This is a genomic window from Burkholderia sp. LK4 (assembly GCF_001043615.1).
Taxonomy (GTDB): domain Bacteria; phylum Pseudomonadota; class Gammaproteobacteria; order Burkholderiales; family Burkholderiaceae; genus Burkholderia; species Burkholderia cepacia.
The window spans coordinates 134423-160896 of sequence record NZ_LDUL01000036.1 but is presented as its reverse complement, the minus strand read 5'-3'; the positions used below and the strand labels follow the sequence as shown (position 1 = coordinate 160896).

Sequence of the window (26474 nt, the reverse complement as noted above, 5' to 3'; positions counted from 1 at the left end):
AACACGAAATTCCTGACAGGCCCCTATTTTCTGGCCATCGTCGAACTCAACAACCTTTCCCGTGCGGCCGAAACAATGTGCGTCGCGCAATCCACGCTATCGCACGCCCTTCGGCAACTCGAAGAGGAGCTAGGAATTGCTCTGTTCGATCGAGTCGGGCGTGGCATTCGCCTTACACAGGCCGGCCGGGTTTTCCGCGACTATGCCGCACGCACTTGCAATGAAACGACACGAGCAAGACGTGCCCTACAGGAACTGAACGAGCTCAACGCGGGCACCTTTACCTTGGGGGCGATCCCGATATTCCCGCTGTCATTTCTACCTCGAGCGGTCTCATCCTTTAATCAGCAGTATCCGAAGGTCCGGATCGTAGTTGAGGATCTACTCGCAACTGAGCTCGAGGAGAAACTGGCACTCGGAACACTCGATCTCGGTCTCGCCTTCCATCCAGCTTCGCGGGACGATGTCGAATCCGAGTATCTCTTCACGGAGCGACTTGTCCTTGCTGTCGGCCGGAGCCACCCCTTCGCACAGAGGCGCCGGGTCCAATGGAAAGCGCTCGATTCAATTCCCCTTGCGCTGCTGACACCAAAATTCTCGACGCGCACCCTGATCGAAGAGGCGTTCAAAACTGCCGGCGTCCAGTCGAGGGTAGTCGTGGAAATGGATACCACGGAGTCGCTTCTGGCAGTTGCCGCAGAAGGGCAACTTGCAACTATCGTTCCGGAACGTGCTGGTTCCGGCTTCGAACGCGTCAACTTGATACCCGTCACGCATCCGGAGTTGTCTCGAAAACTCGGTTTGTTGTGGCCGAAAGGAACGGGGCGAACTCGTGCCGCAACCACTTTCGCAGACGTGCTGAAAGCCGCGTCCGCAAATCTGCGGCGCGACTAGAAAACGTAATCTGTGGCCGAGTGAATTGGGTCTGCGACAATTCGCACGTGGTGGCGCTTTGCCACTACAGATCAGCATGCTCCGGTAGCCGGGCAATACAAGGGCACCTTCCACGCCCATGTCGAATGACCGGTACCGGGCAAGCCATGTGACTGTTTCGGGGCGGCTGCCAATGGCCGAATTCCGAAATCGAGCGGGCCACGCAGATATGAATCGACCGCCGTTGCGCCAGATGAAGCGTGCTTCTGCTCACCCCCTCAAAAAATCGACCTTCCCGAATAAGTCGTCAACCACTCCAACGCCAGCGTCCCCGCCAACGAGTTCCCATTAGCATCGAGCCCCGGCGCCCACACACAAACCGCCATTTCCCCGGGCAGCACCGCCACGATCCCGCCACCGACACCACTCTTCGCCGGCAACCCGACGCGATACACAAAATCCCCCGCCGCATCGTAAGTGCCACAGGTCAGCATCAACGCCGACAGCCGCTTGGCGGAACTCGAATCCACGATCCGCTCGCCGGTCACCGGCGCGACCCCGCCATTCGCGAGAAACAGCGCCGCGCTCGCCAGCTCGACGCAGTTCATCTCGATCGCACACTGCCGGCAATACGCGTCGATCACCGTATCCGGCGGCATCTGCATGTTGCCGAAGCTCGCCATGAAATGCGCCATCGCGCGGTTGCGCTCCGCGTGCTGCAGTTCCGACTGCGCGACGCGCGAATCGTAGTTGATGTCGTTCGCGCCGATCAGCCGCCGCACGAATTCGACGAGCGCCGTCTCGGCCTTCACGAAACGCCGGCACAGCACATCGGTGACAACCAGCGCCCCCGCATTGATGAACGGGTTGCGCGGCTTGCCGCGCTCGCTCTCGAGCTGGACCAGCGAGTTGAACGCGTTGCCGGACGGCTCGCGGCCGACCCGTTCCCACAGGTCGTCGCCCAGCAGCTGGAACGCGAGCGTGCACGCGAACAGCTTCGAGATGCTCTGGATCGAGAAGCGCTCGTGCGCGTCGCCGACCGTGCAAACGTTTCCATCGAGTGTGACGACGGCCATCCCGAACTTGTCGGCGGGCACTTTCGCGAGCTCGGGAATGTAATCGGCGACCCGTCCCTGGCCAATCCAGGGGGCGAGTTCGGTGTGGATGCGTTCGAGGATCGTTTGGTAATTCATCAAGTCAGGCGGGCAGCGCATGGCCCGGATTCAGGCGAGCCCGTATGGAACCGTCCCGGCGCCGATTCGTCAAGCTCGGCCGATATCGTTCCCTTATTTTCAAGACCGCTAAACAGGCAATCGGCTGTCGCAGTATCATGCGGTACGTTTCGGCCACTGGCCGGCGTCCGGCACCGGCCGGCGCCGCCGTGGCTTTCCCGATGAACCGACCGCTGCCCATGTCTTTTCGCATCCTGCTCGTCGAAGACGACACCCGCCTGTCCACGCTGATCGCCGGCTACCTGCGCAAGAACGACTATGAAGTCGACACTGTGCTGCATGGTGACGCCGCGGTGCCGGCGATCCTGTCCATTCGCCCCGATCTCGTCATTCTCGACGTGAACCTGCCGGGCAAGGACGGCTTCGAAATCTGCCGGGAGGCGCGCAAGCAGTACGACGGCGTGATCATCATGGTGACAGCCCGCGACGAGCCGTTCGACGAGCTGCTCGGCCTGGAATTCGGCGCGGACGACTACGTGCACAAGCCGGTCGAGCCACGCATCCTGCTCGCGCGGATCAAGGCCCAGCTGCGCCGTGCGCCAGCGCGCGCGCCCGAGAGCAGCGCGCCGCAGCCCGAACGCTACGCGTTCGGCAAGTTCTCGATCGACCGCACCGACCGCTCCGTCGTGCTGCCCGACGGCAGCACGCCCGACCTGACGTCGGCCGAATTCGACCTGCTGTGGGCACTCGTGTGCCATGCGGGCGAAGTCGTCAGCCGCGACGACCTGATGCTGCAGTTGCGCGGCGTCGAGTTCGACGGCCTCGACCGCACGATCGACGGGCGCATCTCGAAGCTGCGCCGCAAGCTGCGCGACGACGCGAGCAACCCGCAGCGGATCAAGACGATCCGCAGCAAGGGTTATCAATTCAGCAAGCACGCGTGGGAATGACGCGGCCTTCGGGCGACGCCGTCACGTTCCGCGCGGGCATTCCCCCTGCCGGCCGGGAGCCGAGATGATCCGACGAACCCGTTCGCACCCCGATGCACCGCCGCTGCCGACGCTGCGCTACGTCAAATGGCGCTGGCTGCATTTCCGCCGCGCGTGGACCGATACGCGCGCCGACCGCATTCCGAGCTGGTCGCGCCTTTACGTGCGCACCTACCTGCATCTGCTCGGCCTCGTGCTGCTGACCGCGCTCGTGCCGGCGCTCGCGCTGTGTGTCGAATTGTCGCCGCAGGTCGTGTGGCATGCGTTCGATTCGCTGCCCGGCGACATCTGGATCGTGCTCGCGTTCGTGTTCGCCGCACCCGCGCTCGCGGCGTACCGGTGGATGCGGCCGGTGTGGTCGGATCTCGTGATGGTGCGCGAGCGCGCGATCGACTTCACGGGCGGCCGCTTCAACACGCGCGCGCGCGAATCGCACAGCGTGATCATCGGCCCGCTCGCACGGACGCTGAATGCGCTCGCGATGCGGATGGAACGCCTGATCGCCGCGCAGCGCGACCTCACGAACGGCATCTCGCACGAGCTGCGCACGCCGCTCGCACGTGTGCGTTTCGCGCTCGAAATGCTGCGCGAGCCAAGTTCCGCGGCCGAATACCAGAGCGCGCTCGAGAGCATCGCGCAGGACGTGACCGAGCTCGAGGAACTGATCGACATGAGCCTGACGTTCGCGCGGCTCGAATACAGTTCGCTGCAGTCGAATCTCGAGATGACGGCCCCCGTCGCGTGGTTCGAACACCAGGTCAACGATGCGCAGCTGCTGTATCCGGAACGCGCGATCGAGTCGCGTATCGCGATCGCGTCGGACCTGCGGGTGAAGATGGACCGGCGGCTGATGTCGTACGCGATGCGCAACCTGCTGCGCAACGCGAGCAAGTACGCGAGGTCGCGGATCGTCGTCGGGATCTCGCTCGTGCACGGCAACATCGGGATCTTCGTCGAGGACGACGGCCCCGGCGTGCCGGAGAGCGAGCGCGAGCGGATCTTCGACGCGTTCGTGCGCCTCGACCGCCGCACCGGCGGTTATGGCCTCGGCCTGTCGATCACGCGGCAGGTGCTTCACGCGCACAACGGCCGGATCGCGGTCGTCGACCCGATGGAACTCGGCGGCGCACGCTTCGAGATCAGCTGGCCGGTCTGACGATCCGCAACACGAATCCCGGGCCCCGGGACTCGACAGCAACCCCGCACGACCCCACGACAGCCGCGCGCGCCGGATTCGAGCGCGTCGCCGGCTTGTCCCGCCGTTCCTTTCCCGTCCCGATGTCTGCCCGCACCGCCACCGCATGACGATTCGTTTGCCCCGCGCGCACGCTTTGCATTACGATTGCAATTGCAACTGTGTAGGCGGGCCGATCCGTGTCAGTGGAGGCGGGCGGCCCGCGACGCAGCCGTGAAGCCGGGGCAGCCACGATGGCCGCTCCGTTGTTCATGCATTCCTGTCAGGGTCATACGTCATGCGGCTTTTGAATATCGTGTCTTCTCCCCGCGGCGCGAGGTCGGCGTCGATCGCGGTCGCCAATGCCTTTGTCGATGCGTTCCGGGAAACGGGCGCATCGATCGACGTCGATACGCTGAATGTCTGGGAAGAAGACTTGCCGGACTTCGGCAGCGACGCGATCGGCGCCAAGTACAAAGGCGTCGCCAACGCGCCGATGGACGACGCGGAACAGTCGGTCTGGCGGCGCATCCAGGCGCTCGTGAAGCGCTTTCAGGAAGCGGACCGGATCGTCGTGGGCGTGCCGATGTGGAATTTCGGCTATCCGTACAAGCTCAAGCAGCTGATCGATCTCGTCAGCCAGCGGAACATGCTGTTCACGTTCGACGGCAAGGCCTACGGTCCGCTGCTGGAGATTCCGCGCGCGCTGGTCATCCATGTTCGCGGACAGAGCCGGGAGACGGGCGCCGGTGCCGACAATCCGGGGTTCCGGCATCAGGCCGACTACATCGAATTCTGGTTGAAGTTCATCGGCGTGAGCGAGGTCAGGAGCCTGACCGTCGAACACACGTGGGGGGCGCGGGCGAGCGACAGCATCGAACAGGCGCAGGCCCGGGCGGTCGCGATGGCCGCGGCGTTCTGATCCGGGCGTGTCGCACGAAGGCGTGGCGGATGCCGCCGAAGCGGCACCCGCGCACGCTCAGTACGTGCGGCCGAGCTGCAGGTAGAAGTTGCGGCGGCCGCCGGGCGCGAGCGCCACGCCGAGGTAGACCGGCCCGAACGCGGTCGACAGGCTCGTGAAGAACGTATAGCTCTGCTTGAGCGCGCCGCCGCCGATCTGCTGCCCGCTCGACCAGACGTTGCCGACTTCCGCGCTGGCGCCCACCGACAGCGCCTTGATCGGCGATGCGTTGAACGTCATCAGCTGGTTCATGTAGGTCACCTGCGCATACGCGAGTTCGTTGCCGTTCAGCTGGTCGGCCGCATACGCGGACAGATGCTGGAAGCCGCCGAGCGTGAAGTTGAACGCATTGATCAGGTTGGTGCCGCCGATGCTCTTGCCGCCTTCGATCGTCGCGCTGACGCTGTGGCTGCCGAACTGCTGCGCCACCATCGCCTTGCCGTAGATCTCGGTGTAGGGCGCGTTGTTGATGCTGTCGTCGAATTCGCTCGCCGAGCCCCCGTTGCGCGACACCAGCGAGCGCTCGACGCGGAACTCGGTGAAATAACCCTTGCGCGGGAACAGCGGATCGTCGAGCTGGTCGATGACGAGCCGCGCGCGCGCGATCAGCGCCTGCGACGTGAAGCTCGGCCACAGCAGCGTCTGGCCGCTGCCGTCGTCGAACGGGACGTTGTAGGTCGGCGAGCCGTGCCCGGTCACGTACCCGACGCCGATCCGGAAATCGCCGAGCCGCGCGATCGGCAGGCCGAAATCGAGCCCGGCGCGCGCGGTCTGCATCAGGTACTGCGTGATCTTCACGTCGCCGGAGTCGTCGTACAGGTTCGCGTAGCGGCGCTGGTATTCGGCGTAGGGCGACAGATAGACGCCGTACGCCATCGACAGCGGCTGGCGGAATTCGACGCGCGCCGATTGCAGGTCGCTGCCGATCGTCGTGTCCGCGCGGAATTCGAGCCCCGATTCGGTCAGCCACGGGCGCCGGTAGCCGACATGCAGGCGGAAGCCGCCCTCGTCGGTCGAGCTGCTCGACATGCCGAGCCCGAACAGCAGGAAATTCGGCCCCCAGTATTTCTCGCGGGCGTCGATCTCGAGCACGTTCTCGTCACCGTGGCTCACGATCTGCTGCGTGACGCTCTCGAAGTTGCCGCCCGTCGTGAGGCCGAGCAGATCCTGGCTGACGGTGTTCGGATCGTACGTGTCGCCGGGCTTCACGTGCAGCGCGTTGCTGACGACCCGCTTCGGCACGCCGCCGGAGGTCTTGATCTCGATGCGCGTGATCCGGATCGGCGGCGGCAGCGGTTGCGCGTGCGCGGAGCGGTACGCCGCATATTGTTCCGGCGTGAGCGCGAAGCGCCGCAGCCTAGGCAGCGCCGCGGTCGCGGCGGCCGCGCCGGCGGCGATCGCCTGCTTCGCGTTCTGGAAATCGGTGAACGCGAGCGAGCCGAGGTCCGGCGTGAGCAGCACGTCCTGCGCGTCGAGCTGCTTGCGCTGGGCGGTCACGTTCTGGCGGATCAGGATGCCGACCATCTGCTGCATCACGTCGGCGGGCGACGCGAGCGCGTCGAGCGGGCGCAGTTGCGAGCCGATGTCGACCGCGATCACGACGTTTGCGCCCATCTGCCGCGCGGTGTCGACGGGCAGGTTGCTGACGAGCCCGCCGTCCACCAGCGCGCGCCCGTTGATCTCGGCCGGCGCGAACAGGCCCGGCATGGCCATGCTCGCGCGGATCGCGAGCGGCAGCGAGCCGCGGTCGAGCACCACCATCTGGCCCGTCTGCAGGTCGGTCGCGACCGCGCGGTACGGGATCGGCAGCCGGTCGAACGGCTGGTTGGTCGGCACGGCGGCCGTCCAGTTCGCGAGCAGCGCCTGCAGCCGGTTGCCCTGCACGAGGCCGACCGGCGCCTTCACGCCTTTCTTGCCGAAACCGAGCGTCAGCCCGTTGATGTACAGGCGTTCGTCCTCCCGGCTGGTTTGCGGCAGGTCCGCGCGGTCCGTCACGTCGAACGCGATGTCCGCGAGGTTGACCTCCGAGAGCCGCTTCTGCATCTCGCCGGCGGCCATGCCGCTCGCATACAGCCCGCCGACCACGGCACCCATGCTGGTGCCCGCGATGCAGTCGATCGGGATGCGGTTGTCCTCCAGCACCTTCAGGACCCCGAGGTGTGCGTAACCGCGCGCGCCGCCGCCGGACAGCACGAGGCCGATCGACGGGCGGCCGGCCGGGCCGCCGTCGGCGTCGCAGGTGTGCCCGGATGCGGCGGGCGTGGCAGCCGGCGCGCTGGCGGCGGTGGCCTGGGCGGCGGCGGATTCGGGGGCCGGCAGCGGTTGCGCGGCGACCGTGCAGCACCAGAAGGCGACGAGCGTCGTGCAAAGCGGGCGCACCCGCGCCCAGCGGAAGGAAACGGTCGCTGTCATGGAGGAAATACCTGGCGTGATCGGGCGTCTGAGGCCTGCCGGGAGCAGGCAAGACCGAGAGATTACCGTGTTTTACAGACGTAATGCGAGAGGCTGTGGCGTAGCCGGATGTGTCCGGAACGGCACATTTGACAATTGCGTCGCGAAAAAATCATTGGAATTGCCTAAAGTATCGGAACGATTTGCCGCTAAGTCCGTGATGGAGCGGCATGGCCGCGCCACGGAAATGCGGCGCGGCTGCCCCGCGTCCGTTCGATTACAAGGGTTTGATATGTCGACACCGCTGTTCGGAAAGTTGTTTGCGCAACCCGTTGCGATCGACCCTGGAACGGCAAGTACGCGGATTTATACGCACGAACGCGGCGTGGTGCTGAACCAGCCGTCGGTCGTCTGCTTCCGCAAGGCCGGCGCGACCGATGCACGGCCGACGCTCGAGGCCGTCGGCGAGCTCGCGAAGGCGCTGCTCGGCCGCGAGCCGGGGCATCTCGAAGCCGTGCGGCCGATGCGGCACGGCGTGATCGCCGACGCGCACGCGGCCGAGCAGATGATCCGCAGCTTCATCGACATGTCGCGCACGCGGTCGCGTTTCGGCCGCCGCGTCGAGGTCACGCTGTGCGTGCCGTCCGATGCGACGGCCGTCGAGCGCCGCGCGCTTCGCGAGGCCGCGTTCGCGGCGGGTGTATCGGAGGTCGAACTGATCGAGGAATCGCTGGCGGCCGGGCTCGGCGCGGGCCTGCCGGTGACCGAGCCGGTCGGCTCGATGGTCGTCGACATCGGCGGCGGGACGACGGAAGTCGCGGTGATCGCGCTCGGCGGCATCGTCTACCGCGAGGCGATCCGCGTCGGCGGCAACCAGTTCGACGCGGCGATCGTCAACCATGTCCGCAACCTGTATGGCGTGCTGCTCGGCGAGCAGACGGCCGAGCACGTGAAGCAGTCGATCGGCTCGGCCACCAGCGCGGTGCCGCGCAGGTCGACGCGCGCGGTCGGGCGCAGCGTCGGCGACGGCCTGCCGCGCTCGATCGAGCTGTCCAACCACGACGTGGCGGACGCGCTGGTCGCGCCGCTCAAGCAGGTGATCGGCGCGGTGAAGTCGGTGCTGGAGAACGCGCCGGCCGAGCTCGTGACCGATATCGCGAATCGCGGCGTGGTGCTGACGGGCGGCGGCGCGCTGCTCGCGGATCTCGAGCGCCTGCTGTACGACGAGACGGGCCTCGTCGCCCGGATCGCCGACGAGCCGGCCACCTGCGCGGTGCGGGGCGCCGGCGAGGCGATGGGGCGGCTCGCGATGTGCCCGGTCGACTGATTCGGGCTGGGCCGGGCATCGCGGCACGGTTATTGACGTTCCTTCGATCTCCGTAAATTTCCGGAGACTTTCCCTTTCCAGTTGCCTGCCCGCTTCGCCGGGCACGCTGCTCCGGTCGACTTGCCGGAAGGCCGGCCATCGTCCGGCATCGGTCCGCCGCGTGGACACCCGAACGCGCACCGTGCTAGCGTTACGCGCCCGCGCGGGGCCGGGCACGCCGAAATGCCCGGCGAGCCCGACGAGTCCGACGACCTGAGAGACCGAAAACCTTGAAAAACCGTACCAAACGGGGCTTCTTCGCCCGAACGGGCCGCCTGCTGGCCATCGTTGCCTGCCTGTGGATCGTCGCAGCCGTTGCGCTCGTCGCGCACGGGCTGCGGATGCCGAGCGAGCCGGCCGACGTTGCCGTGATCTTCGGCAACGCGCTCGACGCGACCGGCGCGCCGAAGCCCGTACTCGCCGCCAGGCTCGATGTCGGCGTGCGCTGCTACCGCACGGGGCAGTGCCCGGCGTTCCTGGTCAGCGGCGCGATCGACGGCCCCGGGCTGAACGAGGCGACCGCAATGCGCGACTATCTGGTGGCGCGCGGCGTGCCGGCCGACCGGATCGCGGTGGACGACCAGGGCGACAACACGCTCGCGACGGCGCAGCACACGCTCGCTTACCTGCAGGCGCACCGCGTGTCGCGCGTGCTGATCGTCAGCCAGTTCTACCACCTCGCGCGGGCGCGGCTCGCGTTCGAGCGCGTCGGCATCGCGCGGGCGAACATCTCCGCCGCGTACCCGGCCCGTTTCCAGTTGCGCGACATCTATTCGAGCTGGCGCGAAGTGCCGGCCTACGCGGTGTATGCGGTGCGGTTGTGGGTGAACCCCGATGCGCGGCCCGTCTCGTTCCGGCCGATGCTTTATCTGATACGGCTGTTTTCGTCACGCGGTGCGGGTCTTCCGATCGACGCGTGACGAACATCGACTAACCCTGGACATCCCGCACGTTTCGTCTGACGAATAACGGCGGGTGGATTATCGTGTGTCGATACTTCCCGCGCATGTGGATATTGCGTTGCAAAAAAATTCGGCCGTGATAATCGCGTGGATATCCGTGTTTTCACGGATGCGTTATTTTCGATGCTGTAAATAAATATCCGGGAAATTGACAAAAAAGGAATGCCGATTTACCTGTCTGACGCGTCCCGATAAGTAAAAAATGCGTGCCCGCCGGACCTCGATCAAATGGGGAAAAGATCGACTGGAAAAGCCTGTTTTTTTGATATAGCCTTGTCTGACAAAAGCAGGGCGGTGATCAAATCAACCAGAAAATCGCTGCAGAAAAACAGGGGCCATCGACATGTCATTCGACTAGTTTCACGCCTGCCTTCCCGGGCCAATTAAAGATTCGTCCATGAATTAACCGACGTCGCATCGCGACAGGCGGCGTGGATGCTTTTGTCCGCGATTTTCTGCTGCCGGCCGTTCGATTTCACGGTAATACCAATTCCAATAACGAGGGAAAGCATGAATCTTGCGCGTTCGAAAAAAGCCGGCGAACCGTTTCCGAGATTGCTGTTGCCGACGGGCGTTTTCCTGGCGTTGTCCGGCGCCGGTATCGTGCCCGCCCAGGCGACCTGCAGCACGGCGGGCACGACGGTGACCTGCTCCGGGGTCGCCAACCCGCTTGCGCCGAGCTATGCGAACAGCGCGAACAACATCCAGGCCACCGTCAATCCCGGCGCGAGCGTGGGCGTTCTGCTCGGCGTCGGCGGCACCGCGATGTCGCTGACCGGCAACGGCGTCAGGCTGACCAACAACGGCACGATCGACCCATCCGCACTCGGCTCGGGCCTCGGCGTGCTGTCGAGCGGGGCAGTGGTCGGCAATGCGTCCGCGAGCGCGAACACCACGGTCGTCAACAACGGCACGATGAACGGCTCGACCGGCGTGGCGATCAGCGGCGTGACGGGCATGGCGCTGTCGGTCCAGAACGGCACGGGCGGTACGTCGACGATCAACAACACCGGCACGATCGGCTCGAACCCGCTGGTCGGCGCGACCCTCGTCGGCGCGGACGCGCCCGTGGTGGCTGCTTACGGCGGCGCCACGGTCAACATGACGAACAGCGGGACGATCAACGGTCGTGTGTCGCTCGGCTCGAACGGCACGCCCGGCCAGGGCAATACGTTTACCAACTCGGGCACGATCAACGGCGGCGTGTCGATGGGCGCGAACAGCACCAACACGTTCAATGCCGTGACGGGTTCGTCGGTCAACACGGCGGGCGGCACCGGCGGCGGGTTCAACATCACGATCGGCCCGAACACGATCAACGTGGCGGCGACGGGCACGGTCGACGGCGGCGCGGGCGGCAACAACACGCTCAACCTGCAGCAGGGCACCAGCGCGAACGGCACGATCGCGGTCAATAATTACGTCAACTTCAATCACGTCGACGTCCAGAGCGGCAACTGGACGATCAACGGCGCGTCGACCGCGCAGGACACGACGCTGGCGGGCGGCGTCGCGATCATCGGCGACAACGCGTCGCTCGGCACCGGTAACGTCACGGCCAACGGCGGCGCGCTGCAGGCGGGTGCCGCGGGGCTCAACGTCGCCAATACCGTGACGCTCGGCACGGGCGGGCTGACGGTGCAGGGCGCGACCGGGCTCACGCTGTCGGGCGCGGTGACGGGCGGCGGCGCGCTGACGAAGAACGACGGCGGCACGCTGACGTTGAACGGCGCGAACAGCTATACGGGCGGCACGAACCTGAACGGCGGCGGCATCGTCGTCGGCAACAACGGGGCGCTCGGCAGCGGTGCGCTGAACGTCAACGCCGCGGCCTCGCTCGACTCGAGTGCGAACACGACGCTCGGCAACAACGTCAATCTCGCCAACAGCAGCACGCTGACGGTCGGCGGCAGCAACAATCTCGGGCTGGCCGGCACCATCAGCGGCAACGGCGGTCTCGTGAAGAACGGCGCGGCGACCACGACACTGACGGGCGCGAACACCTACACGGGCGGCACGACGATCAATGCCGGCACGCTCGCAGTGGGCGCGGGCGGCAGCCTGGCGGCGACCGGTGCGGTGAACCTGGCCAACGCGGGTGCGACGCTCGACCTGAGCGCCGCGACGAGCGCTCAGGCGATCGGCGCGCTGGCGGGCTCGGCGGGTACCAGCGTGAACCTCGGCGGCAATTCGCTGACGCTGAACGGCACCACCAATGCGACGTATGCCGGCTCGATCGGCGGCGCGGGCGGCATCACGCTCTCCGGCAGCGGCACGCAGACGCTGACGGGCACGAACGTGTACTCGGGCGGCACGAACCTGAACGGCGGCAACCTCGCGGTCGGCAGCAATACGGCGCTCGGCATCGGCGCGGTGAACGTCAACGGCTCGTCGTCGCTCGACGCGACCGCCAACGTATCGCTCGCGAACAATGTCAACGTCGCCACCGGAACGACGCTGACGCTCGTCGGCAGCGCCGATGTCGGCCTGAGCGGCACGGTCTCGGGCGGCGGCGGTCTCGTGAAGAACGGCGCGGCGACCGTGACGCTGTCCGGCGCGAACAACTACGCCGGCGGCACGACGCTGAATGCCGGCGGCCTGGTGCTCGGCAACAACTCGGCACTCGGCACGGGCGCGTTGACCGTCGGCGGTGCGGCGACGCTCGATACGAGCGCGAACCTGTCGGTCAACAACGCCGTCAACCTTGCCACCAGTTCGACGCTGACACTGGGCGGCAGCCATGCGCTCACGCTGAGCGGCGGCATTTCCGGCGCGGGCGCCCTCGTGAAGGACGGCGCGGCGACCACGACGCTGACGGGGACGAACACCTACACCGGCGGCACGACGATCAATGCCGGCACGCTCGCGGTGGGTGCGGGCGGCAGCCTGGCGGCGACCGGCGCGGTGAACCTGGCCAACGCGGGTGCGACGCTCGACCTGAGCGCCGCGACGAGCGCGCAGACGATCGGCGGGCTGTCGGGGGTGGCCGGGACGAACGTCAACATGGGCGGCAACGGGCTGACGCTGGGCGGGACGGCCAGCGGCACGTTCAGCGGCGCGATCGGCGGCACGGGCAGCCTGACGCTGGCCGGCACCGGCACGCAGACGCTGAACGGCGCAAGCACCTACTCGGGCGGCACGAACCTGAACGGCGGCAGCAGCGTCGTGCTCGGCAACAATGCGGCGCTCGGCACCGGCACGCTGAACGTCGGCGGCGCGGCGACGCTCGACACGAACACGAGCCTGTCGGTCAACAACGCGGTCAATCTTGGCAACGGTTCGACGCTGACGCTCGGCGGCAGCAACGCGCTCACGCTGAGCGGCGGCATTGCCGGCGCGGGCGCTCTCGTGAAGAACGGCGCGGCGACCACGACACTGACGGGCGCGAACACCTATACCGGCGGCACGACGATCAATGCCGGCACGCTCGCGGTGGGCGCGGGCGGCAGCCTGGCGGCAACCGGCGCGGTGAATCTGGCCAACGCGGGCGCGGCGCTCGACCTGAGCGCCGCGACGAGCGCGCAGACGATCGGCGGGCTGTCGGGGGTGGCCGGGACGAACGTCAACATGGGCGGCAACGGGCTGACGCTCGGCGGGACGGCCAGCGGCACGTTCAGCGGCGCGATCGGCGGCACGGGCAGCCTGACGCTGGCCGGCACCGGCACGCAGACGTTGAACGGCGCGAGCACCTACTCGGGCGGCACGAACCTGAACGGCGGCAGCAGCGTCGTGCTCGGCAACAACTCGGCACTCGGCACGGGCACGCTGAACGTCGGCGGTGCGGCGACGCTCGACACGAACACGAACCTGTCGGTCGATAACGCGGTCAATCTTGGCAACGGTTCGACGCTGACGCTCGGCGGCAGCAACGCGCTCACGCTGACCGGCGGCATCGCCGGCGCGGGCGGTCTCGTGAAGGACGGCGCGGCGACCACGACGTTGACGGCCGCGAACACCTACACGGGCGGCACGACGATCAACGCCGGCACGCTGGCGCTCGGTGCCGGCGGCAGCCTCGCGGCGACGGGCGCGGTGAACGTGGCCGGCGCGGGCGCGGCGCTCGACCTGAGCGCCGCGACGGGTGCGCAGACGATCGGTGCACTGAGCGGCGTGGCCGGCTCGGCCGTGAATCTCGGCACGAACGGGCTGACGCTGAGCGGGACCGCCAGCGGCAACTTCGGCGGCACGATCGGCGGCACCGGCGGCCTGACCGTGGCCGGCACGGGCACGCAAACGCTGTCCGGCACGAATACCTACACGGGCGGCACGACGATCAACGGCGGCAGCACACTCGCGCTCGGCGCGGGCGGCAGCCTCGCGTCGACCGGTACGGTGGACCTCGCCGGTGCGGGCGCGACGTTCAATCTGAGCGGCGCGTCGGGTTCGCAAACGATCGGCGCGCTGACCGGTGCGGCGAATACGAATGTGGATCTTGGCGCGAACGGGCTGACGTTGAGCGGCAACGGCAACCACGCGTTCGGCGGGACGATCGGCGGCACGGGCAGCGTGACGTTCGCGGGTGCCGGCACGCAGACGCTGACGGGTGCGAATACGTACACCGGCGGCACGACGATCAACGGCGGCAGCACACTCGCGCTCGGCGCGAACGGCAGCCTGGCGTCGGGCGGTGCCGTGAACCTTGCCGGCGCAGGCGCGACGTTCAACCTGAGCGGTGCGTCGAGCCCGCAAACGATCGGCGCGTTGAACGGGGCGGCAAATACGAACGTGGATCTTGGCGCGAACGGGCTGACGCTGAGCGGCACGGCCAGCGGCACCTTCGGCGGCGTGATCGGCGGCACGGGCGGCGTGACGTTCGCGGGCACGGGTACGCAAACGCTGACGGGTGCGAACACCTACACCGGCGGCACGACGATCAACGCCGGCAGCACACTCGCGCTCGGCGCGAACGGCAGCCTGGCGTCGGGTGGTGCCGTGAACCTTGCCGGCGCAGGCGCGACGTTCAACCTGAGCGGCGCATCGGGCTCTCAAACGATCGGCGCATTGAACGGCGCGGCAAATACGAACGTCGATCTTGGCGCGAACGGGCTGACGCTGAGCGGCACGGCCAGCGGCACCTTCGGCGGCGTGATCGGCGGCACGGGCGGCGTGACGTTCGCGGGCACGGGTACGCAAACGCTGACGGGTGCGAACACCTACACCGGCGGCACGACGATCAACGGCGGCAGCACGCTTGCGCTCGGCGCGAACGGCAGCCTGGCGTCGGGCGGTGCCGTGAACCTTGCCGGCGCAGGCGCGACGTTCAACCTGAGCGGCGCGTCGAGCCCGCAAACGATCGGCGCGTTGAACGGGGCGGCGAATACGAACGTGGATCTTGGCGCGAACGGGCTGACGCTGAGCGGGACGGCCAGCGGCACGTTCGGCGGCGTGATTGGCGGCACGGGCAGCGTGACGTATGCGGGCACCGGCACGCAGACGCTGACCGGCGCGAACACCTACACCGGCGGCACGACGATCAACGCCGGCAGCACGCTTGCGCTGGGCGCGAACGGGAGCCTCGCGTCGGGCGGTGCCGTGAACCTTGCCGGCGCAGGCGCGACGTTCAACCTGAGCGGTGCGTCGGGCTCGCAAACGATCGGCGCGTTGAACGGCGCGGCGAATACGAACGTGGATCTTGGCGCGAACGGGCTGACGCTGAGCGGCACGGCCAGCGGCACGTTCGGCGGGACGATCGGCGGCACGGGCGGCGTGACGTATGCGGGCACCGGCACGCAGACGCTGACCGGCGCGAACACCTACACCGGCGGCACGACGATCAACGCCGGCAGCACACTCGCGCTCGGCGCGAACGGCAGCCTCGCGTCGGGCAGCGCGGTGAGTCTCGCCGGCACGGGCGCGACGCTCAACCTCGGTGGCGCATCGGGCGCGCAGACGCTCGGCGTGCTGACCGGCGGTACCGGCACGAACGTGAATCTCGGTGCGAATACGCTGACGCTGAACGGCAGCGGCAACAACACGTTCGGCGGCGCGATCGGCGGCACGGGCAGCGTGACGTTCGCGGGCGCCGGCACGCAAACGCTGACGGGCGCGAATACGTACACCGGCGGCACGACGATCAACGGCGGCAGCACACTGGCGCTCGGCGCCGGCGGCAGCCTGGCTTCGGGCAGCGCCGTGAATCTCGCGGGCACGGGTGCGACGTTCGACGTGAGCGGCGCATCGGGTGCACAGACGTTTGGTGCGCTGAGCGGCGCGGTCGGCACGAACGTGAACCTCGGCGGCAACGCACTGACGTTGAACGGAAGCGGCGGGACATTCGGCGGGGCGATCGGCGGCACGGGCAGCGTGACGTTCGCGGGTGCCGGCACGCAAACGCTGACGGGCGCGAATACGTACACCGGCGGCACGACGATCAACGGCGGCAGCACGCTGGCCCTGGGGGCGGGCGGCAGCCTGGCTTCGGGCAGTGCGGTGAATCTCGCCGGCACGGGCGCGACGCTCAACCTCGGCGGCGCATCGGGCGCACAGACGCTCGGCGTGCTGACCGGCGGTACCGGCACGAACGTGAACCTCGGTGCGAATGGCCTGACGCTGAACGGCAGCGGCAACAACACGTTCGGCGGTGCGATCGGCGGCACGGGCAACGTGACGTTCGCGGGCGCCGGCACGCAGACGCTGACGGGCGCGAATACGTACACGGGCGGCACGACGGTCAACGGCGGCAGCACGCTGGCATTGGGTGCGGGCGGCAGCCTGGCGTCGGCGGGCGCGGTGAATCTCGCGGGCACGGGTGCGACGTTCGACGTAAGCGCCGCGACGGGCGCACAGACGATCGGTGCGCTGACCGGCACGGGCGGCACGAACGTGAACCTCGGCGCGAATGCGCTGACGCTGAACGGCAGTGGCAACAACACGTTCGGCGGGACGATCGGCGGCACGGGCGGCGTGACGGTTGCCGGTAGCGGCACGCAAACGCTGACGGGCGCGAACACCTACACCGGCGGCACGACGATCAACGGCGGCAGCACGCTCGCGCTGGGCGCGGGCGGCAGCCTCGCGTCGGCGGGCGCGGTGAATCTCGCGGGCACGGGTGCGACGCTCGACGTAAGCGCCGCGACGGGCGCGCAGACGATCGGCACGTTGAACGGTGCGACCGGCGCGACGATCAATCTCGGCGCCAACGCGCTGACGTTGAACGGCAGCGGCAACGGCACGTTCGGCGGGACGATCGGCGGTGCGGGCGGCGTGACGATCGCCGGCACCGGTGTTCAGACGCTGACGGGCGCGAACACGTACACGGGCGGCACCACGATCGCGGCCGGCGGTGCGCTGCAACTCGGCAACGGCGGCACGTCGGGCAGCATCGCCGGCAATGTCGTCGACAACGGCGCGCTGATCGTCAATCAATCCGGCAACGTGACGATTGCAAGCGTGCTGTCCGGCGCGGGCTCGCTGACGCAGGCCGGCAGCGGGCAACTGACGTTGACGGGCACCAGCACCTTGAGCGGGCCGACCACGGTCAGCGCGGGCACGCTCGCCGTCAACGGGTCGCTCGGCCAGTCGACCGTCACCGTGCAGAACGGCGCGACCGTCACGGGCACCGGCACGATCGGCGGCCTCGTGGTGCAGGGCGGCGCGACGGCGGCCGCGTCGCAGCCGGGCGCGGCGCTGAACGTGGGCGGCAACGTCACGTTCCAGCCGGGCTCGACGTTCCAGGTCGCGGCGTCGCCGCAGCAAAGCGGCAGCCTCGCGGCAGGCGGCACGGCGACGCTGAACGGCGGCACCGTGCAGGTGCTCGCGAACCAGAGCGGCTACCAGCCGAGCACGACCTACACGATCGTGACCGCGGCGTCGGGCGTGCAGGGCGCGTTCAGCCAGGTGAATGCGAACTATGCGTTCCTGATGCCGACGCTCAGCTACGACCCGAATCACGTGTACCTGCGACTGGTCCAGAACGGCACGTCGCTGCCCGACGTCGCGACGACGCCCAACCAGCGCGCGGTCGCGGCCGCGCTCGGCGGGCTCGGCGCCGGCAATCCGCTGTACGACGCAGTCCTGACGACCGACGTGCCGACCGCACGCCGCGCATACGGGCTGCTCGACGGCGAACTGCAGGCGAGCCTGAAGAGCATGCTGCTGCTCGACAGCCGCTACGTGCGCGACGCGGTGACCGATCGCGTCCGCCAGGGCCTCGCGCCCGGATCGGGCCCGCTTGCCGCGCTGTCGTCGGGCGGTGCGGCGCTGTGCGGCGACAACACGGCCGGCGCGGTCGACCCGACGCTGCCGCCGGAGCGCCGGATCGGTTCGCGCGAGGGCTGCTACGGCGGCACGCCTTATCAACCGGTGGTCTGGGGGCAGGCGTTCGGCGGCCGCAGCCGGCTCACCGGCGACGGCAACGCGTCGACGATCAACCGCAGCATGACGGGCTTCATCGCCGGTGCCGACATGGCGCTCAACGACAAGTGGCGTGCGGGCCTGGCCGCGGGCGTCACGCACAGCTCGCTCGACAACGCCCAGAGTTCGTCGGCGTCGGTGAACAGCTACTACCTGTCGCTGTACGGCGGCGCGCAGTACGGTGCGCTCGGCGTGCGCGGCGGCGCGTCGTACACGTGGTACCGGATCAACAGCGACCGCAATCCGGGCTTCGCGGGTTTCTCCGATCACGATTCGGCCGGTTACGACGCGAATTCGGCGCAGGTGTTCGGCGAAGTCGGCTACGCGCTGCCGGTCGGGCCCGTGGCGATCGAACCGTTCGCGGGCCTCGCGTATGTGAACCTGCATACCGACGGTTATACGGAAACGGGCGGCGCGGCCGCACTGCGTGCCGGCGGCGAGACGACCCACGTCGGCTTCTCGACGCTCGGCTTGCGCGCGGCGTCGCAGCTCGGCTCGATCGGGAGCGGCACGTTCACCGCGCGCGGGACGGTCGGCTGGCGGCATGCGTTTGGCAACGTGCGGCCGTCGTCGGCGTTCACGTTCGCGAACGGCGGCACGTCGTTCCAGGTATCGGGCGTGCCGATTGCTCGCGACAGCGCCGTGCTCGAGGCCGGCATCGACGCGAACATCACGAAGCGCCTGACGCTCGGCCTCACGTACAGTGGCCAGTACGGCAGCGGCGTGCGCGACAACGCCATCCTCGGCAACATCCTGTGGAAATTCTGATCCGCATTTGATGTGCCTGTAAGCGACGCCAGGCGGCGACGGCAACGTCGCATGGCGTCGCGCTCTTTTCGTCGCTGCGCACGTTCCCCGTTCTGTCCTATCCTGTGCGAACCACGCGGCGCGCGACGCGCGTCGCGCTCGACACAGGAGCATCGATGCCGAATCACGCCGAAGCCACGACGACCCAGGCGCCCCAGGTTGCGCCAACTGCCCCGACCCACGCGTCGGGCCCCGCCTTCATCGCGCCCGAAGCCGATCCGCAGGCACTGGCGCGCAACAACCAGTACGTGCTGAAATCCGGCAACGCGTTCGTGGTCAGCGACGCGCTCGGCGACATCGGCGGTCATGACGACGGCCTGTTCGTCGACGACATGCGCGTGCTGTCGAAGTGGCGCCTGACGTTCGGCGGCCGCGCGCCGTCGCTGCTGTCGGGCGCGACGAGCGCCGACAACGCGTCGTTCACCGCCCACCTGACGAACCGCCCGCTGCCGCCGCTCGGCGGCCACGAAACGCCCGAGGGCGTGATCCACATCGAACGGATGCGCGTGCTCGCGGGCGACGTGCTTTACGAAGCGCTGACGCTGACGAACTACGGCTCGAGCGAGGCCGAGGTGCCGCTGTCGCTGTCGTTCGCGGCCGATTTCAAGGACATGTTCGAGGTGCGCGGCACCCAGCGCCCGAAGCGCGGCACCGTGGTGGCGCCGCGCGTCGACGCGGGCGCGGTGCGGCTGCGCTATGACGGCCTCGACAGCGTCGAGCGCAACGTGACCGTGCATTTCTCGCCGGCGCCCGACGCGCTGTCGGTCGATCGTGCCGATTACACGCTGACGATCGCCGCGCAGGCATGCGTGTCGATCTACCTGACCGTCGATGCGACGCTCGGCCCGGTGCATGAGGAAGGGCCGGGATGCGGCCGCGTCGCGCTGCGCACCGCGCTCGTCGGCGTGCACCGCGAAATGCGCGCGCGGCGCGAATCGATGGCGCGCGTGAACACCGGCAATCCGTTGTTCGATGCGTGGCTCGACCGTTCGCTCGCGGATCTCGGGCTGCTCACGACGCAGCTCGACACGGGGCCGTACCCGTATGCGGGCATTCCGTGGTTCTCGACGCCGTTCGGCCGCGACGCGGTCATCACGTCGTTGCAGATGCTCTGGCTGCAGCCGTCGCTCGCGCGCGGCGTGCTGCGGTTCCTGGCCGAGCACCAGGCGCGCGAGACTTCCGCGTTCCGCGATGCCGAGCCCGGCAAGATCATGCACGAGTTCCGCCGCAGCGAGATGGCCGCGACGGGCGAGGTGCCGTTCGCGCTGTACTACGGCGGTGTCGATACGACGCCGCTGTTCATCGTGCTCGCGGGCGCGTATGTCGAACGCACCGGAGACGATGCGCTGATCGACGAACTGTGGCCCGCGCTCGAGCGCGCCGCGCAATGGGTGATCGACAAGTGCGACCGCAATCCTTACGGATTGCTCGATTACCAGCGCACGTCGGAGCGCGGCCTCGCGAACCAGGGCTGGAAGGACAGCCACGATTCGGTGTTCCATGCGGACGGCCGCTTTCCGGATGGGCCGATCGCGCTCGTCGAAGTGCAGGCGTATGCGTGCGCGGCGCTCGATGCGATGTCGATGTGCTCGTACCGGCGCGGCCACGCGGCCGACGCCACGCGTTATGCGCTGCGCGCGAAGGCGCTGCGCGAGCAGGTCGACGCGCTGTTCTGGATGCCGGAAGGCGATTTCTACGGCATCGCGCTCGACGGTCATGGCGACCTGTGCCGCGTGTTCGCATCGAACGCGGGCCACCTGCTCGCGTTCGGGCTGCCCGACGCCGAGCGCGGCGCGGCGGTTGCCGGCGTGCTCGGCTCGGCGCTGTTCCAGACCGGCTGGGGCATCCGCACGCTGGCCGCCGGCCAGCCGCGCTTCAACCCGATGGCGTATCACAACGGCTCGGTGTGGCCGCACGACAATGCGCTGATCGCGCGCGGCCTCGCGCGCTACGGCGACAAGACGGCCGCGGTGAACCTGCTGCGCGCGCTGTTCGAGGCGGCGGTGAGTTTCGAGATGCGCTTGCCCGAGCTGTTCTGCGGGTTTCCGCGCCGACGCGGCGAACCGCCGACCGCGTATCCGGTGGCCTGCCTGCCGCAAGCATGGGCGGCGGGCGCGCCGTTCATGATGCTGCAGGCCTGCCTCGGCGTGAGCATCGACGCGTCGCGTCACGAGGTGCGCGTCGAGCGTCCGGCGCTGCCGGAAGGCGTCGACTGGCTGCGGATCGACGCGTTGCGCGTCGGTGAGGAAACCGTGTCGCTCACGTTCCGCCGCGTCGACGGCCAGGTCGTCGCGTCGGCGGAGCAGCCGGGCCGCGTGAAGGTGGTCGCGGTGCTGTAGCGGTGCCGCGCGAACGTTGCGCGATGTCGCGCCACGTTCGCACGACGCGGCATAGAATCGTGACATGACCCTTGAACGATGGCGGAGGTAAACGATGACGACCGACAACCGGCCCGACGACGGCGAGCACAAGCTCGAGAATCTGGAAGCGGCGGTCGACCACCTGCACAAGTCGATCGAATCGCAGAGCATCGCGGTCGGCGCGGCGAAAGGCATTCTGTTCAGCCTGATCGAAACGCTCGGCGCGCTGATCGGCGATCCCGACCTGCCCGAGCACGCGCGCTCGGGTTACGAGGCGCTGCGCGACAAGGCGAGCGAACTGCGCGGCGGGCTTGACCGGCATTGATGCGCGGCTGGCGCCGGCGTTGGCCGAAAGGGCTGCGCCGGCGCTGCCCGATTCCGCAGTCGAAGCACAAAACCCCGTGCGCTCAATGAGTTAGGTGGCCGATGCGCAGGATATCCACAAGCTTGCCAACACAATCTGTGGAGAACCGTCCGGCCCCGGGCCGGAGATGCGGCGCGTGCCGCGCGAAAGCGTGTGCGGTGCCACACGGTTGACCGCGCAAGGTCCTGGTATCGAATCCCCTTTTGTATCAGCGTGTTACGCGCCGCATCGGCGGGATATCCACAGGCTTGCCAACATATTCTGTGGATAACTCGCAATCGATTGCGTCGCGACAGTTGAGGATCGGGCCGCCGAGGAGCCCGCTCGAGAAGCCCGGTGCACACGGGCTGCCCGATGTCTGCGTCCGCACGCTAATTCGTGCGCGATCAACGGCTTAGGCCCCGGGTACCCAGGATATCCACATCCTTGCCAACACTTTCTGTGGACAAGCGGGGCCGTGTCATTCGGCCTGCGCCGCGACGGCTGCTTCGGCCACGATCCAGTCGCGAAAGAGCGTCATTGCCGGCGTGAGCGGCTTCGACTTCAGCGAGGTGAGCCAGTAGCCGCCGGCGCGCACGTCGACGTCGAACGGCCGTGCGAGCAGGCCGAGCTGAAGTTCGCGTACGAACATGCATGCCGGCGCGAGCGCGACGCCCGCGCCCTGCATCGCGGCCTCGACCATCAGCCGCGACGAATCGAACACGGGCCCGTTGACCGCCCATGGCGCGAGCTGCGCGGCGTCGAACCAGCCGAGCCATTCGTCGGTGCGGTACGAGCGCAGCAGCGTTTCGTTCGCGAGATCGGCCGGTTGCGCGAGGCGTCGCGCGATGTCCGGCGCGCACAGCGCGGTGAGCGGCGCGTCGAGCAGGTGCTCGTTGCGCGTCGCCGGCCAGCTACCTTCCCCGAAGCGGATCGCGAAGTCGAGGCCCTCGGCGGCGAGATCGACGACGTTGTTGTTGGTCCGCAGCCGCAGCTCGACGAACGGATGCGTATCGCCGAACTGCTTCAACCGTGGCATTAGCCAGCCTATGGCAAAGGTGCCGACGACGCCGAGCGACAGCACCTCGTGGAAGCGCCCGCCGTCGAACTGCTTGAGCACCGTCTCGATGCGGCTGAACGCGTCGCTCAGCACGGGCAGCAGTGCGCGCCCCTCGTCGGTGAGCCCGAGGCCGCGCGGCAGCCGCGTGAACAGCGTGCAGCCGAGCCGCTCCTCGAGCGAGCGCACCTGCTGGCTGACCGCGGCCTGGGTCACGCTCAGCTCGAGGCCGGCGCGCGTGAAGTTCAGGTGGCGCGCCGACGATTCGAACGCGCGCAGGGCATTGAGCGGAAGATGAGGGCGGAGCTTGGTCATAAGATTTTCTTTTGTCAGCGCTCAATTATCGTTGCTTGTCAGGCAACCGTAAAGTCACGATAGTGCTGTCTCGGCGGCCGGCCGTGTTCACTATCGATTCGCCTCCATTCCATCACGAGACAACCGACATGACCTACTCATCGAAACGTCGAACCCTGTTGCTGGCCGCCGCGACGGCGCCGCTCGTTCTCACCGTCACCGCGTGCGCGTCGCGACAGGCCGCCGCGCCCGACGAGGCAAGCGCCGCCGCCGCGGCCGCTGCGGCGGCCGTGGCGCCTGCCGCCGCCGGGCAGATGCTGGCCGAGCTCGAAAGCAGCGTGGGCGGCCGCCTCGGCGTGTGCGCGATCGACGCGGCGAGCGGCCGCGTCATCGCGCATCGCGCGGACGAACGCTTCCCGTTCTGCAGCACGTTCAAGGCGATGCTGAGTGCGGCGGTGCTGGCGCAGAGCGTCGAGCGTCCGGCGTTGCTGCAACAGCGCGTGACGTATACCCGGGCCGATCTCGTCAACTATTCGCCGGTGTCGGAGAAGCATGTCGGCGAGGGCATGACGGTCGCCGCGCTGTGCGAGGCCGCGATCCAGTACAGCGACAACTCGGCCGCGAACCTGCTGATGAAGCTGCTCGGCGGCCCGTCGGCGGTAACGGCCTACACGCGCTCGATCGGCGACGACACGTTCAGGCTCGATCGATGGGAGACCGAACTGAATACCGCGCTGCCGGGCGACCTGCGCGACACGACGACGCCGGCCGCGATGGCCGCGAGCATGCGCGTGCTGATGGTCGGCGATGCGCTGCCGGCCGCGCAGCGTGCGCAGCTCGTTGCGTGGATGCGTGGCAACAAGGTGGGCGACAAGCGGCTCCGCGCGGGCGTGCCGGCCGGGTGGACGGTCGGTGACAAGACGGGCACCGGCGACTACGGGACGACCAACGACGCGGGTGTCGTGTGGTCGCCGTCGCGTGCGCCGATCGCGGTGGCCGTGTACTACACGCAGGCGCGTGCCGATGCGCGCGCGAAGGACGACGTGATCGCGTCGGTCGCGCGCATCGTGGTTCAGGCCTTCGGTTGACGCGGGCGGTGCGGTGCGCGTGTGTGATGCGATGCGCGGGCGGGCCGTGCCGCAGCCGTGACCCGCGCGATCAAACGTTGTGCGATCAACGACTTAGGTCACGCATGCTCAGGATATCCACATGCTTGCCAACAAAAATTGTGGACAAGCCCGCGCGCGGCCGCGCTCGGCGTGGCGCGGGCCGGCGTGCCACATTTGAGGCGGCGCGGACAAAGCCTTTCGGATCAAGCGCTTGGTCGCGGTATGCGCAGGCTATCCACACGCTTGCCAACACAATCTGTGGACAAAGCCGGTTCGCCCGCGCGGAAGGCGGCCCGTCACGTGGCGCGACGACGTGCGAGCGGCACTTTGCCTGCCGCGTGCCGCATTTGAGGCGGCGCGGACAAAGTCTTTCGGATCAAGCGCTTGATCGCGGTATGCGCAGGCTATCCACATGCTTGCCAACAAAAATTGTGGACAAGCCCGGCGGCCGCGGCGGCGACGGTCAGGGCTGCCGATCGTCGACCGTGGGCCAGCGCACGAACGCGAACACCCACAACATGACGAAGTTCAGGATCGGGACGAACATCGTCAGGATCCACCAGCCCGAATGCCCGGTGCGCCGGACGATGCGGACGTACGGATAAACGACGACGGCGACGAGCACGAGTGAGACGACCAGCTGCCACGCGGTGAAGTGTTCCATGGCCTTCCTCGGAGTGATGTGTCGGGCGGAACGTCCGGCCCGTTGAGCCGTCGCGCGAAGCCGGTGATGCGCGGCCGCGTGCGGCTCGCGTGATCTTGACGCGCGGCGGGCGCGAGCGTCAAGGCGAGGGCGGTGTACGGTGGCGGCGCGTCTGTCGCGCGGGATCGTCCGCATTCACGCATGTCCGGGCCGCACGCTGCCGCAACCGTGACGCGGCGCATGAACCCTAAGCCGATCAACGGGTTAGCGCACGCGTGCGCAGGATATCCACAAGCTTGCCAACAAAATCTGTGGGTAAGTCGCGCAGCGCATGGCCGGCACGTGTGCGCCGGCTGCGGCGTGCATCGTCGTGGCGTCGTGATGCGAAGTGCGGCGAAGCGGTGGACGCGGCGGCCGTCACCGGGGCCTCGTCTGCATCACGCGTGCCAAAGTCCATCGGATCAAGGGTTTAGCGTTGCGGTGCGCAGGATATCCACAAGCTTGCCAACAATTTCTGTGGAGAAGTCGGGGTGCGTGCGCGACGCGCAGGACACCCGCGAATGCCACGTGTTGCCGCGATTCGTGCGGGCACTCACGCAGTGCAGATGCCGGCCACGCCGACTTTCTGGAACAGGTGCGGGCTCGCGACGGCGGACGACGGATAGGCCGACAGCTTGGCCACGAACCCGGGGTGCGTGAAGGCCGCGCGAAATGCTTCGGTCGATTCCCAGATCGCGTAGTTCAGGTAAGTCGGACTGTCGCCGAGCGCGCGATGAAGCTGGGTCGAGATGAATCCCGGTTGCTGCTTCATGAATTCGGCATCGTCCTTCCACACGGAGAGAAAGTCCGCTTCGTCGGCGGGGGCCAACGTGAACAGGTTGACGAGAACGACCGGCTCGGCGTCGATGCCGATCTGTTGCTGGATCGGAAAGGCCGGATCCATCGGCTTGAATTGAGGCATGGGAAGTCCTTCGGGTGAGGGGGGCGGGCGCGATTGAGCGCTCACGTCGGTGCATCGACGCCATGTGCGCTGGACATCGCTGACAGCACGCGGATCGCCGCGTCCAGGTCAGCCGAACTGAAGTCGCCGGCGATGTCGCGGACATGCTGTTGCCACTCCCCGACCACGGCCTGATAGGCCGCATCACCACGCGGCGTCAGCGCATACAGAGGCGAGCGCTTGTGCGCCGGATTGGGTAGCGACTGGACGAGCCCTTCGTCGGTCAGCACGTTGACCTGTTTCAGCACGGCCTGCCGCGTGATGCCCATTGCTTCGGCGATCTGCGGGATGTTCGGGGCAACCGGTGCCATCGCGATGGCACCCAGCACCTGCCAGCGCGCACTGGTCAGCCCGTGCGGGCCGGCAAAGGTGTTGCCCCATTCGATCAGCAGGCCGTTCAACCGGAATACGGACAGCGCGACGGTGGTCAACTTCGCGGATTTCGTCATGTTCGATACGCGTGATGAATTGACAACTACTTTACGTAATGGACAACTGGTTGTCAAATTGGCGAATGAGCGTCACTGAGCGTAGTCAGGCCGGTAAACTGGCAACGCGATCCGGCACCGGTAACATTTGCCGCGACGGATGGCGGGCCAACAACAAAGAACCTGGAGAGAA

The 26474-nt window shown here is 67.8% G+C and carries 16 protein-coding genes; 10 read left to right on the top strand and 6 right to left on the bottom strand.

Annotated features, from left to right (window positions below; translation table 11 throughout):
* Positions 1 to 894: LysR substrate-binding domain-containing protein (locus tag VK92_RS40300; RefSeq protein ID WP_082160936.1), on the top strand; the 894-nt coding region annotated here is incomplete at its 5' end.
* A gap of 257 nt (positions 895 to 1151) precedes the next feature.
* Here the strand turns inward: VK92_RS40300 and VK92_RS19530 are convergent.
* Positions 1152 to 2066, bottom strand: a complete 915-nt coding sequence (locus tag VK92_RS19530) for a glutaminase (RefSeq protein WP_048026302.1) — start codon at positions 2064 to 2066, stop codon at positions 1152 to 1154.
* A 218-nt stretch (positions 2067 to 2284) separates the two neighbouring features.
* On the opposite strand from VK92_RS19530, the gene VK92_RS19525 reads away from it, so the two are divergent.
* From VK92_RS19525 to VK92_RS19515, 3 genes are all read left to right on the top strand, one after another.
* Positions 2285 to 2995 (top strand): response regulator, encoded by a 711-nt coding sequence (locus tag VK92_RS19525; protein WP_027789596.1) that lies wholly within the window; start codon positions 2285 to 2287, stop codon positions 2993 to 2995.
* Positions 2996 to 3059: 64 nt separating this feature from the next.
* Positions 3060 to 4190, top strand: a complete 1131-nt coding sequence (locus tag VK92_RS19520) for an ATP-binding protein (protein WP_021162771.1) — start codon at positions 3060 to 3062, stop codon at positions 4188 to 4190.
* A gap of 316 nt (positions 4191 to 4506) precedes the next feature.
* On the top strand, positions 4507 to 5130 hold the full coding sequence (locus VK92_RS19515) for an FMN-dependent NADH-azoreductase (RefSeq protein WP_021162770.1): 624 nt from the start codon (positions 4507 to 4509) through the stop codon (positions 5128 to 5130).
* Between the two features lie 57 nt (positions 5131 to 5187).
* On the opposite strand, the gene VK92_RS19510 is transcribed toward VK92_RS19515, so the two are convergent.
* On the bottom strand, positions 5188 to 7581 hold the full coding sequence (locus VK92_RS19510; RefSeq protein ID WP_048026304.1) for a patatin-like phospholipase family protein: 2394 nt from the start codon (positions 7579 to 7581) through the stop codon (positions 5188 to 5190).
* A gap of 271 nt (positions 7582 to 7852) precedes the next feature.
* Between VK92_RS19510 and VK92_RS19505 the strand changes: the two genes are divergently transcribed.
* From VK92_RS19505 to VK92_RS19485, 5 genes are all read left to right on the top strand, one after another.
* Positions 7853 to 8887, top strand: coding sequence for a rod shape-determining protein (locus tag VK92_RS19505; protein WP_027789592.1), 1035 nt, complete (start codon positions 7853 to 7855; stop codon positions 8885 to 8887).
* A 269-nt stretch (positions 8888 to 9156) separates the two neighbouring features.
* Complete coding sequence (locus tag VK92_RS19500; RefSeq protein WP_048026307.1) at positions 9157 to 9846, top strand: YdcF family protein; 690 nt, start codon at positions 9157 to 9159, stop codon at positions 9844 to 9846.
* Positions 9847 to 10398: 552 nt separating this feature from the next.
* Complete coding sequence (locus VK92_RS19495; RefSeq protein ID WP_048026308.1) at positions 10399 to 19008, top strand: autotransporter-associated beta strand repeat-containing protein; 8610 nt, start codon at positions 10399 to 10401, stop codon at positions 19006 to 19008.
* A gap of 155 nt (positions 19009 to 19163) precedes the next feature.
* Complete coding sequence (locus tag VK92_RS19490; RefSeq protein WP_021158801.1) at positions 19164 to 21386, top strand: amylo-alpha-1,6-glucosidase; 2223 nt, start codon at positions 19164 to 19166, stop codon at positions 21384 to 21386.
* Between the two features lie 94 nt (positions 21387 to 21480).
* Entirely contained in the window at positions 21481 to 21732 is a 252-nt protein-coding gene (locus VK92_RS19485) for a hypothetical protein (RefSeq protein ID WP_006482135.1), read from the top strand.
* A 499-nt stretch (positions 21733 to 22231) separates the two neighbouring features.
* Here VK92_RS19485 and penR read toward each other — a convergent pair whose 3' ends face one another.
* A complete protein-coding gene (penR, locus tag VK92_RS19480) occupies positions 22232 to 23122 on the bottom strand; it encodes a beta-lactamase transcriptional regulator PenR (RefSeq protein WP_048026310.1) in 891 nt (296 codons plus the stop codon).
* 128 nt (positions 23123 to 23250) lie between these two features.
* Here penR and blaPEN-bcc point away from each other — a divergent pair, with 128 nt between their 5' ends.
* On the top strand, positions 23251 to 24189 hold the full coding sequence (gene blaPEN-bcc / locus VK92_RS19475; RefSeq protein WP_048026311.1) for a PEN family class A beta-lactamase, Bcc-type: 939 nt from the start codon (positions 23251 to 23253) through the stop codon (positions 24187 to 24189).
* A gap of 484 nt (positions 24190 to 24673) precedes the next feature.
* On the opposite strand, the gene VK92_RS19470 is transcribed toward blaPEN-bcc, so the two are convergent.
* From VK92_RS19470 to VK92_RS19460, 3 genes are all read right to left on the bottom strand, one after another.
* Positions 24674 to 24874, bottom strand: coding sequence for a membrane protein (locus VK92_RS19470; protein WP_027789587.1), 201 nt, complete (start codon positions 24872 to 24874; stop codon positions 24674 to 24676).
* Between the two features lie 571 nt (positions 24875 to 25445).
* Entirely contained in the window at positions 25446 to 25814 is a 369-nt protein-coding gene (locus tag VK92_RS19465) for an antibiotic biosynthesis monooxygenase family protein (protein ID WP_048026313.1), read from the bottom strand.
* Positions 25815 to 25855: 41 nt separating this feature from the next.
* Positions 25856 to 26302 carry a MarR family winged helix-turn-helix transcriptional regulator gene (locus VK92_RS19460; RefSeq protein ID WP_048026314.1) on the bottom strand — a complete coding sequence of 149 codons (447 nt, stop codon included), beginning with the start codon at positions 26300 to 26302 and terminating at the stop codon, positions 25856 to 25858.
* Positions 26303 to 26474 lie beyond the last annotated feature (172 nt).

What these genes read in the sequence shown, in the direction of transcription:
- VK92_RS19485 (WP_006482135.1), top strand. Translation starts at nt 21,481, where the DNA reads ATGACGACCGACAACCGGCCCGACGACGGCGAGCACAAGCTCGAGAAT.
- VK92_RS19510 (WP_048026304.1), bottom strand. Translation starts at nt 7,581, where the DNA reads ATGACAGCGACCGTTTCCTTCCGCTGGGCGCGGGTGCGCCCGCTTTGC.
- VK92_RS19470 (WP_027789587.1), bottom strand. Translation starts at nt 24,874, where the DNA reads ATGGAACACTTCACCGCGTGGCAGCTGGTCGTCTCACTCGTGCTCGTC.
- VK92_RS19465 (WP_048026313.1), bottom strand. Translation starts at nt 25,814, where the DNA reads ATGCCTCAATTCAAGCCGATGGATCCGGCCTTTCCGATCCAGCAACAG.
- VK92_RS19505 (WP_027789592.1), top strand. Translation starts at nt 7,853, where the DNA reads ATGTCGACACCGCTGTTCGGAAAGTTGTTTGCGCAACCCGTTGCGATC.
- VK92_RS19525 (WP_027789596.1), top strand. Translation starts at nt 2,285, where the DNA reads ATGTCTTTTCGCATCCTGCTCGTCGAAGACGACACCCGCCTGTCCACG.
- VK92_RS19490 (WP_021158801.1), top strand. Translation starts at nt 19,164, where the DNA reads ATGCCGAATCACGCCGAAGCCACGACGACCCAGGCGCCCCAGGTTGCG.
- penR (WP_048026310.1), bottom strand. Translation starts at nt 23,122, where the DNA reads ATGACCAAGCTCCGCCCTCATCTTCCGCTCAATGCCCTGCGCGCGTTC.
- VK92_RS19530 (WP_048026302.1), bottom strand. Translation starts at nt 2,066, where the DNA reads ATGAATTACCAAACGATCCTCGAACGCATCCACACCGAACTCGCCCCC.
- blaPEN-bcc (WP_048026311.1), top strand. Translation starts at nt 23,251, where the DNA reads ATGACCTACTCATCGAAACGTCGAACCCTGTTGCTGGCCGCCGCGACG.
- VK92_RS19495 (WP_048026308.1), top strand. Translation starts at nt 10,399, where the DNA reads ATGAATCTTGCGCGTTCGAAAAAAGCCGGCGAACCGTTTCCGAGATTG.
- VK92_RS19460 (WP_048026314.1), bottom strand. Translation starts at nt 26,302, where the DNA reads ATGACGAAATCCGCGAAGTTGACCACCGTCGCGCTGTCCGTATTCCGG.
- VK92_RS19515 (WP_021162770.1), top strand. Translation starts at nt 4,507, where the DNA reads ATGCGGCTTTTGAATATCGTGTCTTCTCCCCGCGGCGCGAGGTCGGCG.
- VK92_RS19520 (WP_021162771.1), top strand. Translation starts at nt 3,060, where the DNA reads ATGATCCGACGAACCCGTTCGCACCCCGATGCACCGCCGCTGCCGACG.